This is a genomic window from Acrocarpospora pleiomorpha (assembly GCF_009687885.1).
Taxonomy (GTDB): domain Bacteria; phylum Actinomycetota; class Actinomycetes; order Streptosporangiales; family Streptosporangiaceae; genus Acrocarpospora; species Acrocarpospora pleiomorpha.
The window spans coordinates 160080-173156 of the sequence record NZ_BLAF01000018.1 but is presented as its reverse complement, the minus strand read 5'-3'; the positions used below and the strand labels follow the sequence as shown (position 1 = coordinate 173156).

General features: G+C 65.3%; 13 protein-coding genes. 7 read left to right on the top strand and 6 right to left on the bottom strand.

Going from position 1 to position 13077, the window contains the following annotated elements; all coding sequences use genetic code 11:
- Positions 1 to 249 precede the first annotated feature (249 nt).
- Positions 250 to 1113, top strand: coding sequence for a DMT family transporter (locus tag Aple_RS18155; RefSeq protein WP_246264563.1), 864 nt, complete (start codon positions 250 to 252; stop codon positions 1111 to 1113).
- A gap of 114 nt (positions 1114 to 1227) precedes the next feature.
- On the opposite strand, the gene Aple_RS18150 is transcribed toward Aple_RS18155, so the two are convergent.
- Positions 1228 to 1806 carry a TetR/AcrR family transcriptional regulator gene (locus Aple_RS18150; protein ID WP_155345793.1) on the bottom strand — a complete coding sequence of 193 codons (579 nt, stop codon included), beginning with the start codon at positions 1804 to 1806 and terminating at the stop codon, positions 1228 to 1230.
- 55 nt (positions 1807 to 1861) lie between these two features.
- Between Aple_RS18150 and Aple_RS18145 the strand changes: the two genes are divergently transcribed.
- Positions 1862 to 3010, top strand: a complete 1149-nt coding sequence (locus Aple_RS18145) for an FAD-dependent monooxygenase (RefSeq protein ID WP_155345792.1) — start codon at positions 1862 to 1864, stop codon at positions 3008 to 3010.
- A 320-nt stretch (positions 3011 to 3330) separates the two neighbouring features.
- On the opposite strand, the gene Aple_RS18140 is transcribed toward Aple_RS18145, so the two are convergent.
- Positions 3331 to 3936 carry a GNAT family N-acetyltransferase gene (locus Aple_RS18140; protein ID WP_155345791.1) on the bottom strand — a complete coding sequence of 202 codons (606 nt, stop codon included), beginning with the start codon at positions 3934 to 3936 and terminating at the stop codon, positions 3331 to 3333.
- Positions 3937 to 4005: 69 nt separating this feature from the next.
- A complete protein-coding gene (locus Aple_RS18135; protein WP_155345790.1) occupies positions 4006 to 4590 on the bottom strand; it encodes a YdeI/OmpD-associated family protein in 585 nt (194 codons plus the stop codon).
- Between the two features lie 52 nt (positions 4591 to 4642).
- On the opposite strand from Aple_RS18135, the gene Aple_RS54470 reads away from it, so the two are divergent.
- The 4 genes from Aple_RS54470 to Aple_RS18115 are packed head-to-tail and all read left to right on the top strand — an operon-like array spanning position 4643 to position 9266.
- Positions 4643 to 5743, top strand: coding sequence for a phosphotransferase family protein (locus Aple_RS54470; protein WP_246264561.1), 1101 nt, complete (start codon positions 4643 to 4645; stop codon positions 5741 to 5743).
- Positions 5743 to 6954, top strand: a complete 1212-nt coding sequence (locus Aple_RS18125) for an acyl-CoA dehydrogenase family protein (protein ID WP_155345789.1) — start codon at positions 5743 to 5745, stop codon at positions 6952 to 6954. The genes Aple_RS54470 and Aple_RS18125 overlap by 1 nt, the downstream gene beginning before the upstream one ends.
- Positions 6955 to 6975: 21 nt before the next feature.
- On the top strand, positions 6976 to 8175 hold the full coding sequence (locus Aple_RS18120; protein WP_373869594.1) for an acyl-CoA dehydrogenase family protein: 1200 nt from the start codon (positions 6976 to 6978) through the stop codon (positions 8173 to 8175).
- A complete protein-coding gene (locus Aple_RS18115) occupies positions 8172 to 9266 on the top strand; it encodes an acyl-CoA dehydrogenase family protein (RefSeq protein ID WP_155345787.1) in 1095 nt (364 codons plus the stop codon). Before Aple_RS18120 ends, Aple_RS18115 begins: the two co-directional genes overlap by 4 nt.
- A 146-nt stretch (positions 9267 to 9412) precedes the next feature.
- On the opposite strand, the gene Aple_RS18110 is transcribed toward Aple_RS18115, so the two are convergent.
- Positions 9413 to 10021, bottom strand: a complete 609-nt coding sequence (locus Aple_RS18110; protein ID WP_155345786.1) for a TetR/AcrR family transcriptional regulator — start codon at positions 10019 to 10021, stop codon at positions 9413 to 9415.
- A 197-nt stretch (positions 10022 to 10218) separates the two neighbouring features.
- Here Aple_RS18110 and Aple_RS18105 point away from each other — a divergent pair, with 197 nt between their 5' ends.
- The gene (locus Aple_RS18105; RefSeq protein ID WP_155345785.1) at positions 10219 to 11004 is read left to right on the top strand and encodes a nuclease-related domain-containing protein; all 786 of its coding nucleotides are present in this window, start codon (positions 10219 to 10221) and stop codon (positions 11002 to 11004) included.
- A gap of 12 nt (positions 11005 to 11016) precedes the next feature.
- Here the strand turns inward: Aple_RS18105 and Aple_RS18100 are convergent, their stop codons facing one another.
- Positions 11017 to 12375, bottom strand: coding sequence for a VWA domain-containing protein (locus tag Aple_RS18100; RefSeq protein WP_155345810.1), 1359 nt, complete (start codon positions 12373 to 12375; stop codon positions 11017 to 11019).
- On the bottom strand, positions 12375 to 13077 hold a 703-nt coding region (locus Aple_RS18095), incomplete at its 5' end, for an AAA family ATPase (protein ID WP_155345809.1). The genes Aple_RS18095 and Aple_RS18100, both read right to left, overlap by 1 nt.

The following is a 13077-nucleotide window of genomic DNA, read 5'->3' as shown; positions in this document are numbered from 1 at the left end:
GCAATCAGGTGCCATGCGGTGGTTGGCGGCCCGTAGCGGGCGGACGGGCGCTCTGGTCGACTGTGATGGTGGGCAGTCTCGTGATCGAAGTGGGCCGCCTGCGTTTCATGGTTGGGCTGGGGTGTTTATGGTAGTTTGGGGGTTTTTGGGCAAGGGTGGGGGTAGATCGGGTCAGGGGATAGATGTCTTGGGTACCGTACTTTGTCCCTAAGCTAAACGGGTGACCCTCGACTCTTTAAGCTTTGGCCGGTGCCCGTGACCTGGGTGGGGATAACGATCGCGTTGGCCGGGGCGCTTGGATACGCGCTCGGTGCTGCTTTGCAGCAGTATGAGGCGGTTGCCCTGGGGGCCACGTTGCGGCTGATGGGCCGGACGCGGTGGTGGATCGGTGGAGTCATCGGCTTCACGGGGGCGTGTCTGCACGCGGTGGCGTTGAGTTTCGCGCCGCTCATCGTGATTCAGCCGATCAGTGTGGCCACCTTGGTGTTCGCGGTGCCGTTGGCCGCTTGGCTGCATGGTCGTCGACCGCATCGGGCGGAGATCACCGGTTCGGTGGCGGTTGCGGTGGGGTTGCTGGGGTTGATGCTGCTGATTCCTGCACATGATGTGAAGCCGTCGCTGTCCAATGGGGCGGCTATTGGGCTGATCGTGGTGGTCGGGGTGTTCACCGGGGTCTGCTTTACGGTCGCGCGGTTCTTGAGCGGGGCCGCGAAGGCGTTGGCCATGGCGGTTGGGGCGGGGTCGGTTACGGCTACCGTGTCGACGTTCGTACGGGTTGTGGGGGGTGGGTTGAGCGGAGATATGGCTCGCCTGCTGCACTGGTTCACGGTGGTCATTCCGGTACTGCTGATTTGTGCGGTGGTTTTGCTGCAGAAGTCGTACGCGGTGGGATATTTCGGGATCGCGTACGCCGGGGTGCAGATCGTTGACCCGATCACGTCGATCATGGCTGGGGCGCTTCTGCTCGGAGAGCCGGTTCCTACCGGTGTGGGGCAAGTGATCCCGGCGATTATCGCGAGCGTGTTGCTGGTCGGGGGGACGATCACTCTCAGCCGCCTGACACCTGATCATTCCCATCCGACGCCCGCTCCCGAGCCCGCGCCTGTTGGGTGACCATCGGGTAAGCGTGCCGTTCGAGGAGCGTCATCGCGGCGGAGCGTGGCATCAGGCTGGTGTGAGAGCCTGTTCACTTTGATCAAGTGCCGACCGGCCCGATCTCTCCCGCTGTCAATGGGAGAGGATGCCGCTGAGGAACTCCGCGAAAGCCGCCTTCAAATCATCGAGCGACGGAGTCGTACCGGCGCCTACTACCGCGTCGAAGAGCATGCCTTCGGCGAAGGCGACGACCTGGCGCCCGTGGCGTACGGGATCGGAGGAGCCTGCGGCGGTCAGGAGGGCGATCGCGGGGTCGCGGAAGCGGCGGCCGCTTTCGTCGTAGACCTTGCGGAGTTCGGGGCGGCGGGTGGCTTCCAGGGCCAGTTCGTAGCGGGCGATGGTGCGGTTTCTGTCGACGGTGATGGCCTCATGCATGGATTCGGCCATCACGTCGGCCAGGCCGGCGAGCAGGTCGGGGCCGGGTGGGGCGGCGCGGTGGATCAAGGTGGCGAACTGGGCTTCTTCCAGTTCGGCGAGGCGGGCCAGGGTCAGCTCCAGGAGTGCCGCGCGCGTGCGGGCCAGGTTGGACGTCGAGCCAGAGGGGAGATCGGCTGATTCGTCGACCGCTCGATGGGTGAGGCCGCGCATGCCTCGTTCGGCCAGGATTGTGATGGCCGTGTCCCCGATGAGTGCGGCGCGTGCTGTCGTCATTCCGCTGATACTACATCTGTAGTACTGTGACACTACAGGTGTAGTGGAGGACGCGATGGCGCATGTAGTAGTAGTCGGGGCGGGAATCGGCGGGCTGACGGCGGCGGCCGCCTTTCAGCGGAAGGGCTGGGAGGTGACGGTGCTGGAACGCGCACCGTCGATCGAGCCGGTGGGGTCCGGGCTCGCGATGGCTCCCAACGCCTTGCGCGCGCTGGACACGATCGAGGTCGGCGATCAGGTACGGAAACTCGCCGCGATGCAAGGGCAAGCCGGGATCAGGCGGGCGGACGGCCACTGGCTCTCCCGAACCAGCGCGGAAGCCGCCACCGCCAGGTACGGCGACCCGACCGTTCTCCTGCTTCGCTCCTCACTGGTCGAGCTCCTGGCAGGACGCCTCACCGAGGGGACGATCCGCCTGAACACCGCGGTCTCCACGATTTCCGGAACTCCCGACCGGCCGGTTGCGGTGACCTCCAGTGGAGAACAGCTGCCGGCCGATCTGGTGGTGGCGGCCGATGGGATTCACTCGGCGACGCGCGCGCAGCTGTTTCCCGAGCATCCCGGGCCGGTCTACGCCGGAGTCACCAGTTGGCGAATTCTCGTCCACGGCAGCGGTCTGAGCACGTCCGAATCCTGGGGCGGTCCCGGGCTAGTCTTCGGCGTCGCGCCGCTGGTCGACGATCAGGTCTACTGCTACGCCACCGCGACCGTCCCCGCAGGCCAGAAGGCTGAAGGCGGCGAGCTGGGCGAGCTGACCCGGCTGTTTCGGAGTTGGCACGATCCGATCCCGAAGCTCCTGTCCGAAGCCGATCCCGCCAAGGTGTTAAGGCACGATATTTACTCATTGGAGCAGCCGCTCCCGGCTTTCCACCGAGGCCGGATCGCCCTGCTTGGCGACGCGGCCCACGCGATGACCCCCAACCTCGGCCAAGGCGCCTGCCAGGCCATCGAGGACGCGATCGTCCTCGCCCACCTGGCCGACCCAAACCGCCCAGAAAGCCTTGAGGCCTATTCGGCTGCCCGGCTCCCTCGTACTACGCCCATCGTCACCCGATCCAGAACAATCTGCCGAATCACCTCATGGCGCAATCCGATGGCCGTAGCCGCCAGAAACACCATGATCTCCCTACTCGGAAAGCTCGGCCCCACTGCGGCCCTCCGCCAAATGGACCCCATTTTCGGCTGGCAACCACCACGAGATTAAGACTGGCCGCGCAGGAATCACCGCGCAGCGGTTGCCTCTCATGGGTAATTCGGCGATGACGGGAGCGGGCGGAGCCTGAGGATGAACAACGGGCTGGGTGGATCTATGGCTGTCCCCTCGTATGGGAGATCACGGCGATGACAGGGTCGGGCGGAGCCCGAAGGGAAACAAAAGGGATGGGTGGGTGGTAACCCACCCGGGTCAAGTTGTCGCTTCATTGGGGCGATCACGGGGATGGCGGGGTCGGGCGGAGCCCGAGGGAAACGAAGGGTTGGGCGGGTGGGAGAATCCGGCAACGACAGGATTGAGAGATCCAGAGGTCACTGCGACGTTGAGGCGGCTGGGAGGTCCAGGCGGGCTTGGAGGCGGGCTCGGTTGGGGGGCCATTCGTCGTCGAGGATGCTGAAGTAGACCGTGTCTCGCCAGGTTCCGTCGGGGCGCGGGCGGTGGCGGCGGAGGGTGCCCTCATGGGTGCCGCCGATCCGCTGGATCGCGGCCTGCGACCGGACGTTCATATTGTCGGTCTTGAGTTGTACGCGATTGAAGCCCAGCTTGTCGATCGCATGGTCGATCAGCAGAATCTTGCATTCGGTATTGACGGCTGATCGCCAGTAGGCCCGCCCATACCACGTCCAGCCGATCTCGATACTCCGGTCAAAGCCTGGGCAGTCCAAATACGTGCTCCACCCGATCGCCCGCTCATCGTGGACCACCGCCAACGGCACCGCACCAGGATCATCGATCAAGCTCCCCGCCACAGCCCCCATCTCCGCCTCAGTCCGCGGGGTCGCCGCCGGCATCCAGCGCCACACCTCATCGTCCCCACCCCCCGCCGCGAACAACTCCGGAACGTGATCGAGGGTGAGCGGCTCAAGCCGTACAGAACGGCCTTCGAGAACAACGGGAGAGGGCATCGTGGCTGTCATGCACGCCAGCCTAAACGAGGGAGCGGTCGCTTCTGGATGCCACTATCGGCAGGAAAAGGAGAGACCACTTCATTTCTTCCCCGGTGGCGTGAGCGGGGCGATCCGCCGCCCTTCCGCGGAGTCCGCGATCAGCTGCGCAAGCCGCTTGAGCCGCGTCTCTTCCCGCTTCGCACTGATCACCCAGTGCGCGGCCGACCGCCGATAGTACGGCGCCTGCCCCTGGAACCACTCCCACGCGACCGCTTCCGCCCGAAACGTCTCCTCATACTCGGCGGGCAACTCAGACGCCTGCCCTCGCTCGTACGAGTAAACAGCCGGCTTGTCCACCGTCCGCTGATCGAACGCCGCCTGCCCGTTCGGGTGCACCAACCCCAGTTCGACTAACTCCTGGAACCTCGAGATATTGACCGCGCTCCAGCTGCTGCGCGCCTTCCGCGGCGTAAACCTGATCTTGTACGACTGATCGTCCACGCTCTTCCGCACGCCGTCGATCCACCCGAAGCAGAGTGCCTGGTCGACCGATTCCGGCCATGTGATGCTGGGCTTACCGGTGGACACCTTGTAGTAGCCCACCCACAGCTCACTGCGCTCCTCATGGTTGGCGACCAACCAATCACGCCAGTTCTCGGGGGTCGAAAAGAACATAGGTTCCATAGCGCAAGGGTAACGTTCGACAGGCATACCGTCTGGTCGGTATGCTGCCCGAGTGAACGTTCCCGGACTCGATCTCCCGCGTCTCGCCCGTCATCTGGAGCGGATCGGCCTGACCCAAGGGTCGCTCACCGCCGACATGATCCAAGGCGGCAAGTCCAATCTCACCTATATCGTCCGGGACGAATCCCACACCCTCGTGGTCCGGCGCCCGCCGCTGGGGCACGTGCTCGCCACCGCTCACGACATGAGCCGGGAATATCGCGTGATGTCCGCCCTCCAGGACACCCCGGTCCCCGTCCCGCGCACCTACCACCTCTGCCAGGATCCGGACGTCATCGGCGCGGATTTCTACGTAATGGAATTCGTGCCCGGTGGCCAGCCACCCCTCACCCCGAAATTGGCCCGCGACCTGACCGACGTCCTCGCCGCGTTGCACTCCATCGACCCGGAATCGGTCGGACTTGGCGACTTCGGCCGCCCCGAGGGTTTCCTGAACCGGCAGGTCGCCCGCTGGAAACGGCAACTTGACGCCTCACGGAGCAGAGACGTCGCCGGAATCGACGAACTGCACAGCCGGCTGGCACAAGCAGTGCCGGAATCAGGCCCGCCCGCGATCGTGCACGGCGACTTCAAACTCGGCAACACCCTCATCGAGAACGGTCAGCTCAAGGCCGTGCTCGACTGGGAGATGTCCACTCTCGGAGACCCGCTCACCGATCTCGCGCTGTTCCTGCTCTACGGTGACTTCGCCATGCTCGACACCGGCTTCCCTGCGGATACCGGCGTGGCCTCGGATACCGGCTTGGCTGCGGATAGCGGCTTGGCCCCAGGTAGCGGCTTGGCCGCAGACACCGGCTTGGCCGCAGACACGGGCTCGGGCGCGGGCAACGGGTCTCCCGCCGCCGCTGGCTTCGTCGCGGATGCCGGTTTCAATGTCGACACCGGCGATCTCGCTGCCCACTACGCCAAAGCATCCGGCCGTGATCTGTCCAGACTCGGGTGGTATATCGGCTTGGCCTGTTTCAAGCTCGCGGTGATCGCCGAGGGCATTCATTTCCGCTTCACCCAGGGTCTCACCGTCGGAGATGGCTTCGCCGAGGTCGGCGCCACGGTCGAACCGCTGGTCGAGCGCGGGTTGAGAGAGGTGAAGTGATGGAATTCGGCTACGACGAGACGACAACGGAACTGGCAGGACGCCTGTCGGCCTTCATGGACGAATGTGTCTACCCAGCGGAAGCCGCGTTTGAGCACCAGGCGGCCGAGAGCGGGTGGAGCGCCCCGCCGCTGCTGGACGATCTCAAGGACGAGGCGCGCCGGCGCGGCCTGTGGAACCTGTTCCTCCCCGGCGACCATGGCGGCGCGGGCCTGAGCAACCTGCAGTATGCGCCACTCGCCGAGATCATGGGCCGATCCCCGGCCATCGCCCCGGCCGCCACCAATTGCGCCGCCCCGGACACCGGCAACATGGAAGTGCTCGCTCAGTTCGGCACGGAATGGCAGCGCAAGGAATATCTGGAACCACTGCTCCGCGGCGAGATCCGCTCGGCCTTCGCGATGACCGAGCCCGACGTGGCCTCCTCCGACGCCACCAACATCGCCACCTCCATCGCCCGCGACGGTGATGAGTATGTGATCAATGGCCGCAAATGGTTCATCACCGGCGCGATGAACCCCAACTGCAAGATCTTCATCGTGATGGGCGTCACCGATCCGGACGCGGCCTCCCACCGTCGGCAGAGTCAGATCCTCGTGCCCCGGGACACCCCCGGCCTGACGGTCAAACGCGGCATGACCGTCTTCGGCTACAACGACAGCGATCACGGCGGCCACGCCGAGGTGATCTTCGAAGACGTCCGGGTTCCGGCCGACCACCTGATCGGCGAGCAGGGCAGCGGCTTCGCCATCGCTCAGGCGCGCCTTGGGCCCGGCCGAATCCACCACTGCATGCGCCTGATCGGCATGGCCGAACGTGCTGTCGAAATGATGTGCAAGCGCGCCCTGGGCCGCACCACGTTCGGAAAGCCCATCGCCCAGCAGGGCGTGGTTCAGGACTGGATCGCCGAGTCCCGAGTGAAGATCGAACAGCTTCGCCTTCTGGTCCTGAAGACCGCCTGGCTGATGGACACCGTCGGCAATCAGGGCGCCCACGCCGAAATCCAGGCCATTAAGATCGCTACACCGATCGCCGTGGAGTGGATCCTCGACAAGGCCATCCAGGTGCACGGTGCCGGCGGCGTCAGCCAGGACTTCCCGCTGGCGGCCCTCTGGGCGGGCGCGCGCAGCCTGCGCTTCGCCGACGGGCCAGACGAGGTGCACAAACGTTCACTGGCCTACCGCGAACTGAAAAAGTACATGAGCCAGTAAGTCGCACCGAGGCCCGCCCGGTTGATTGCACTGCAAAGGGGAGAACAGGTGGACGCGACAGCGGTACGGGAACGGGTGGCCGCTTTCCTGGCCGAGCACGACCCAGCCACAACCGACCCGACGGAGTTCCTTCGCGCGCGCTTCGACGCCGGTCTGGCCTGGGTGTACTTCCCGGTCGGACTCGGCGGCCTCGGCGCGCCCCGCGACCTGCAACCGCTGGTGGAGCAGCTCCTGCACGGCACCCCCGACAACAACCCCGGCCGGATCGCGATCGGCCTCGGCATGGCCGCGCCAACCATCCTGACGTATGGCACTGAGCACCAGAAACAACGCTTCCTCCGCCCGCTCTACACGGGGGAGGAAGTCTGGTGCCAGCTGTTCAGCGAACCCGGCGCGGGTTCCGACCTCGCCTCACTGGCCACCCGCGCGGTCCGGGACGGCGACGAGTGGGTCGTGGACGGCCAGAAGGTCTGGACGTCGGGCGCGCATCTGTCCCGATGGGGCATCCTGGTCGCCCGCACCGACCCCGACGTGCCCAAACACCGCGGCATCACCTATTTCATCTGCGACATGCACGCCCCCGGTGTCGAGGTCCGCCCACTCCGCCAGATCACCGGCGAGGCCGAATTCAACGAAGTCTTCCTCACCGGTGTGCGGCTCAGCGACGACCTGCGTCTTGGCCCGGTCGGCGACGGTTGGCGTGTCGCTCAGACGACGCTGATGAACGAGCGGGTGGCCATCGGCGGCGGCACCCCGAACAGCCGCCGGACCATGGTCGGCATCCTCGCCGACACCTGGCGAGACCGTCCCGAACTGCGCACCCACGATCTGCACCAGCGCCTGCTCAAACTCTGGGTCAACGGCGAGATCACGCGCCTGACCGGTGCCCGGCTGAGGGAACAACTAGCGGCGGGCCAGCCCGGACCGGAGGGCTCCGGGATGAAACTCCTGTTCGCCAAGCTGCACCAGGAAGCCTCCGGTTTCGAGGTGGAACTGCTCCGCGACGAGGGCCTCGAATACGACGACTGGAGCTTCCGCCGCTCCGACGGCGTCGACTTCCTCGGCCGCGGCGCCGGATACCGCTACCTGCGCGCGAAGGGCAACTCGATCGAGGGTGGCACCTCGGAGATCCTCCGCAACATCATCGCCGAGCGAGTCCTCGGCCTCCCCTCCGAGCCTCGCGTCGACAAGGACGTGCCGTGGAAGGACCTCCCGCGATGACCTTGCTGTACACCGAGATCGAGGAACAGCTGCGGGCCGCGGTCCGAGAGCTGCTCACCGACAAGGCGACCCCGGGCGCGACCGACGGCGGGGAGCTGTGGAAGGTACTGGCGAGAGACATCGGCGTGGCCGGGCTGCTGATTCCGGAGGAGTTCGGTGGCGCCGGGGCTTCAGCGCGGGAAGCGGCCGTGGTCCTGGAAGAACTCGGGCGAACCGTGGCTCCCGTTCCCTATCTGACCAGCGCCGTCCTGGCCACCCGCGCACTGCTCACCGCCACCGACGCGACCGCCACCGCTGACCTGCTGGAACAACTCGCCGCAGGGGAGATCACGGCAACTCTCGCCGTGCCCTTCGCATCCTCGCCTTACCGACCGCCCCTCGCTATCGGAGATCGTTCGGGCGTGTCGGAAGCGGCCGTCGTGGGTTCTGCGATCAGTGGGCGGATCGCCGCTGTCGCGGGTGCGGACGTGGCGGACCTGCTCCTCGTTCCTGTGGGAGCCGGGCTCGCCGTAGTGTCCGCCGACGATCCGGGCGTGACCGTGACACCGGTGACCTCGCTCGACACCACGCGTCCGATCGCGACCGTGGAACTCTCCTCGGCTTCCGCGCGATTCATCGCAATTGATCCGAACGCGCTCCAGGACACGCTTGCCTTCGGAGCCGGATTGCTGGCCTCCGAACAGCTCGGCGTCGCCGAATGGTGCCTGACCAGCACGGTCGGCTACCTGCGGGAACGCACCCAGTTCGCGCGTCCGGTCGGATCCTTCCAGGCATTGAAGCACCGCCTGGCCGACCTCTGGCTGGAGATCGTCGGCGCCCGCGCCGCCGCGCGCAACGCCGCCGACCAACTCGCGTCCGGGTGGTCCCCCGCCGCCGCGGTGGCGGTGGCGGTGGCACAGGCGCATTGCGGGGCGGTAGCCGTACATGCGGCTGAGGAATGTGTGCAGTTGCACGGTGGAATCGGGATGACATGGGAGCATCCCGCCCATCTCTATCTAAAGCGCGCTAAGACTAGCGAAATCGCTTTAGGCACGCCCGGTGACCACCGAGAGGCACTGGCGGACCTGGTTGATTTGCCTGGGCCTGCCTGAGGGGAGATCCCGCACTGCGACGAAACCCAGGACGACAACTCACGCATCGGCCTCGTCCGACCAGCCCCGCGATCACGCTGCGGCGGGTCCAGGACGGACCACCCACCCTGAATTCGTCGGTTTGGCCAGGCGTGAATACGTCCTTGCTACTCGGATTTGGAGTTTGGTCGCAATGACGCGAGCAGGAGGTCGGCGAAGTAGCGGCCGACGTCCTGGCCGGAGAGGGTTCCCTCGGGGTGATACCAGGTGCCCAGATGGTGGACTGAGCCGAAGAAGAAGTCGACTGCCATCTCGGCGGGGATGTCCGCACGGAATGTCCCGTTACTCTGCCCTTCGACGACCAGGCCGCGGAAACGTTCGTGGTAGCGGCGGCGTTCGGCTCGGACGAGCTTGCTGGTCGCCGGGGCCAGTTGATGGTTCGACTGGAAGAAGATCTTCGAGTCGTCCAGGTTCTCGACCGTGGTCATGACCACGTCCTGTGCCGCGGCGTGCAGCCGCTTCTCGATCGGGCTGTCACCTTCCGCGAACATGTTCAGGCGCTCCATCTGCATCCGCAGCACCCTGCCGTAGATCTCGTGGAGCAGATCATCCTTGGAGTCGAAATAGTGATACATGGCGCCTTTAGTGACCCCGGCCGCCGCGACGATCTCCTGAACCGACGTGCCCTCGAAACCCCGCTCGGCGAACAGCCGGGTCGCCACGGAGAGCAGCCGCTGCCTGACCGGTTCCTCGGTAGCCGACACCGTACGCGCCATCTGTGACCTCCTAAGCCGAAGACCAGCATACCGACTGGTCGGTCAAGAAGGACGGACTTGGCGCCGGTAGATCCCATGTTGGCGCTAAAACCGATCCGAGATAGCGGGAGTGTGTTAATTACATCACCTTGCGAGACTTGGAGCTCCCAATTGGGTACAACTTAGGTAAAGCAGACCTAATTTCCGGGGAGCACAGGGTGGCAAGTGGGTCCATTTATGTCCCGCGCGATGAGAAGTTCACCGGCTCTTCCCCCCAGAACCTCTATCTGACGTTCTGGATGGCCGGCCGCAAGAACCGGCTCCGCGTCCGAGCGGCCATCGCGGCAGCGGGCATCCTGGTCGGCAACCTCATGGCCGTCCGCTTCGGCTGGTCCAACCCCCTCTTCGTCGGCTTGCTCGCCGGCGTCGCAGCCGGCGGCACCGACCTCCTGATCGCCTGGCGCGCCCACGAGCGCACCGCCGTCTGGCGCGGCAAACGCCGCGGCGAAGTCCGCACCGGCCGCCTCCTCCGCTTCAGCCTCAGCCGGTACGGCTACCGCGTCATGGACGGCCGCGCCGTCCCCGGCCAGGCCTCCATCGACCACCTGGTCGTCGGCCCCGGCGGCCTCTGGCTCATCGACAACGAAGCCTGGGGCCCCGACACGGTCGTGGCCCGCTACGGCGGCCGCCTCTTCTTCGACGAAAAGTACGGAACGACCGTCGCGAAGGGCCTGATCTCCGCCGGAACCGCCCTAGCCCAGCTCTTGACCAAGGAAACCGGCATCGAGCTGATCATCACCCCGGTGCTGGCCCTCCACGGCGGGCGAATCGAAGGCCGGGGCGGGATCGTCCAAGGCGAGGGCCTGACGGTCGCCTACCCACGCAAGATCGCGGGCCTGATCCGTTCCGAGGTCGTCATGGAACTCACCGAGGAACAGGTCGAACTCCTTGCCCGTACGGCGGCCCGGGTGGTGCCCAGAATGCCGGTCACCCGAGTGACCTGACGCCGACGGTGTTCAGCGGGCACCCACATCCGTGTCTTCGATGAAGGCCGCCAGTTGGGTGATATTTCGGCATTCGTGCATGGGGATGATGGTGCCGTAGCTGGTGGCGATTGAGTCGCCGGTGTCCCATTGGGCGCGGGGTTCAGGGTTGAGCCAGTAGGCGTGCCTGGCCTGGGCGACCAGGTGCTTGAGGGTGTCCAGGGCTGGGGCTTGGTAGTTGGAGCGCGCGTCGCCGAGGATGAGAAGGGAGGTCTTGGGGCCGATCGCATCGCCGTACCGGTCGGCGAAGCGGGTGAAGACGTTGCCGTAGTTGGTGCGGCCGAAGCGGGTTATGTCGGCTTCCTTGGTCATACGGGTGATCGCGTCGAGGACGTCCGCGCCGGGGGCGAAGTATTTGGTGATCTCGTCGACGGTGTCCACGAAGGCGAACGCCCGTACCTTCGTGAACTGCTCGCGGAGGGCGAAGGTCAGCAAGAGGGTGAACTGGGAGAAGCTGGACACCGAGTCGCTCGCGTCGCAGAGGATGACGAGCTCCGGCTTGTGGGGGCGCTTTGGGCGTAGATGTGTCGTCAGGGGCACGCCGCCGGTCGACAGCGAGGCCCGTACGGTACGACGGAAGTCGAGGCGCCCTCGATGACCATGTTTGTTCTTGATGGTCAGCCTGCTGGCCAGCCGCCGGGCGAGCGGATACACCTCGCGACGGAGCTCAGCGAGTTCCGCCTTCGTCACCCGAAGAAAATCAAGCCGATCGATGGCCGGTTTAACGGCAGACCGAGCGATCCGTTCGATCCCCGAATCCTCCGCGATCCGCCGCCGCACCTCGGAAGCCACCGCTTCCTCAAATTTCCTAATATTTAACGATATTTCCTGACGTGCCAGCTTCTCCGGGAGCCCGCCACGCTCACTCAGCATCTGATTCAGCATCCGGAAAACCAACGTATCCGGCGAGAGCGCCCGCAACACCGAATACGAGAACCACGACTGCCGCCCCGGCCCCGCCGCAACCCGCCCAAACCGGCCAACCATCTCCCGTACGAATTCCCGAAACGCCGGATCATCCGGATTCCCCATCAACAACCTCTGCAGAATCCCCCGCAACTCCTCAACCGACGTACTCTCATCGTATTCCGCACGCTCCGGAGCACTTCCACCAGACATGACCGGCGGAAACCACAGATCAAACAACACATCAAACCCCGCCCGATGCACCGGCCGCTTGATCAACGTCGCCGCGTACGCCTCCCGCAGGCTCTCCCGATCCATCAGATCGATGACCATGAGGGCATTCGCCGCATCCAGCCCCTCAGCCAGCGAAACCGGAACCCCCGCCTCCCGCAACGCCCCGACGAACCCCACATGGCGGTCGAGCATCACGACAACCCCAGCTCCTTGACCGCCCGCCCATGATCTGAATGATGCTTCAACACGACACCGAGCGTCTCCCCGATCGTGTCCTCATTCAGCTCTTCCCGCCCCAACGCCAGTAACGTCTGCCCCCAGTCAATCGTCTCCGCGATGCTCGGCGATTTCTTGAGCTCCAAACTCCGAAGCGTCGCCACAGTTCTTGCGAGCTGTTCCGCGAGGTTCCCCGAAAGCCCTGGCACCCGGGTCAGCACGATATCCCGCTCCCGCTCCGGCGTCGGATATCCCAGATGCAGATACAGGCACCGCCGCTTCAGCGCCTCACTCAATTCTCGCGTCGCATTCGACGTGAGCACCACATACGGCTTCCGCACCGCCGCGATCGTCCCGAGCTCCGGAATGGTCACCTGATAATCCGAGAGAATCTCCAGCAGCAACCCTTCGACCTCGACATCCGCCTTGTCGATCTCATCGATGAGCAACACCGTCGGCGCGTCACTCCGAATCGCCTTCAACAGCGGCCGCTCCAGCAGAAACTCCTCCGAGAAAATATCCCCCCAGGCGTCGTCGTCCGCCTGAATCCGCAACAACTGCTTCTTGTAATTCCACTCATAAAGCGCCCGCGCCTCATCCAGCCCCTCATAACACTGAAGCCGCACCAGCTCCGCCCCCGAAGCCCCCGCCACCGCTTTGGCCAGCTGCGTCTTCCCC

What these genes read in the sequence shown, in the direction of transcription:
- Aple_RS18150 (WP_155345793.1), bottom strand. Translation starts at nt 1,806, where the DNA reads ATGACGACAGCACGCGCCGCACTCATCGGGGACACGGCCATCACAATC.
- Aple_RS18145 (WP_155345792.1), top strand. Translation starts at nt 1,862, where the DNA reads ATGGCGCATGTAGTAGTAGTCGGGGCGGGAATCGGCGGGCTGACGGCG.
- Aple_RS18140 (WP_155345791.1), bottom strand. Translation starts at nt 3,936, where the DNA reads ATGACAGCCACGATGCCCTCTCCCGTTGTTCTCGAAGGCCGTTCTGTA.
- Aple_RS18135 (WP_155345790.1), bottom strand. Translation starts at nt 4,590, where the DNA reads ATGGAACCTATGTTCTTTTCGACCCCCGAGAACTGGCGTGATTGGTTG.
- Aple_RS18125 (WP_155345789.1), top strand. Translation starts at nt 5,743, where the DNA reads ATGGAATTCGGCTACGACGAGACGACAACGGAACTGGCAGGACGCCTG.
- Aple_RS18115 (WP_155345787.1), top strand. Translation starts at nt 8,172, where the DNA reads ATGACCTTGCTGTACACCGAGATCGAGGAACAGCTGCGGGCCGCGGTC.
- Aple_RS18110 (WP_155345786.1), bottom strand. Translation starts at nt 10,021, where the DNA reads ATGGCGCGTACGGTGTCGGCTACCGAGGAACCGGTCAGGCAGCGGCTG.
- Aple_RS18100 (WP_155345810.1), bottom strand. Translation starts at nt 12,375, where the DNA reads ATGCTCGACCGCCATGTGGGGTTCGTCGGGGCGTTGCGGGAGGCGGGG.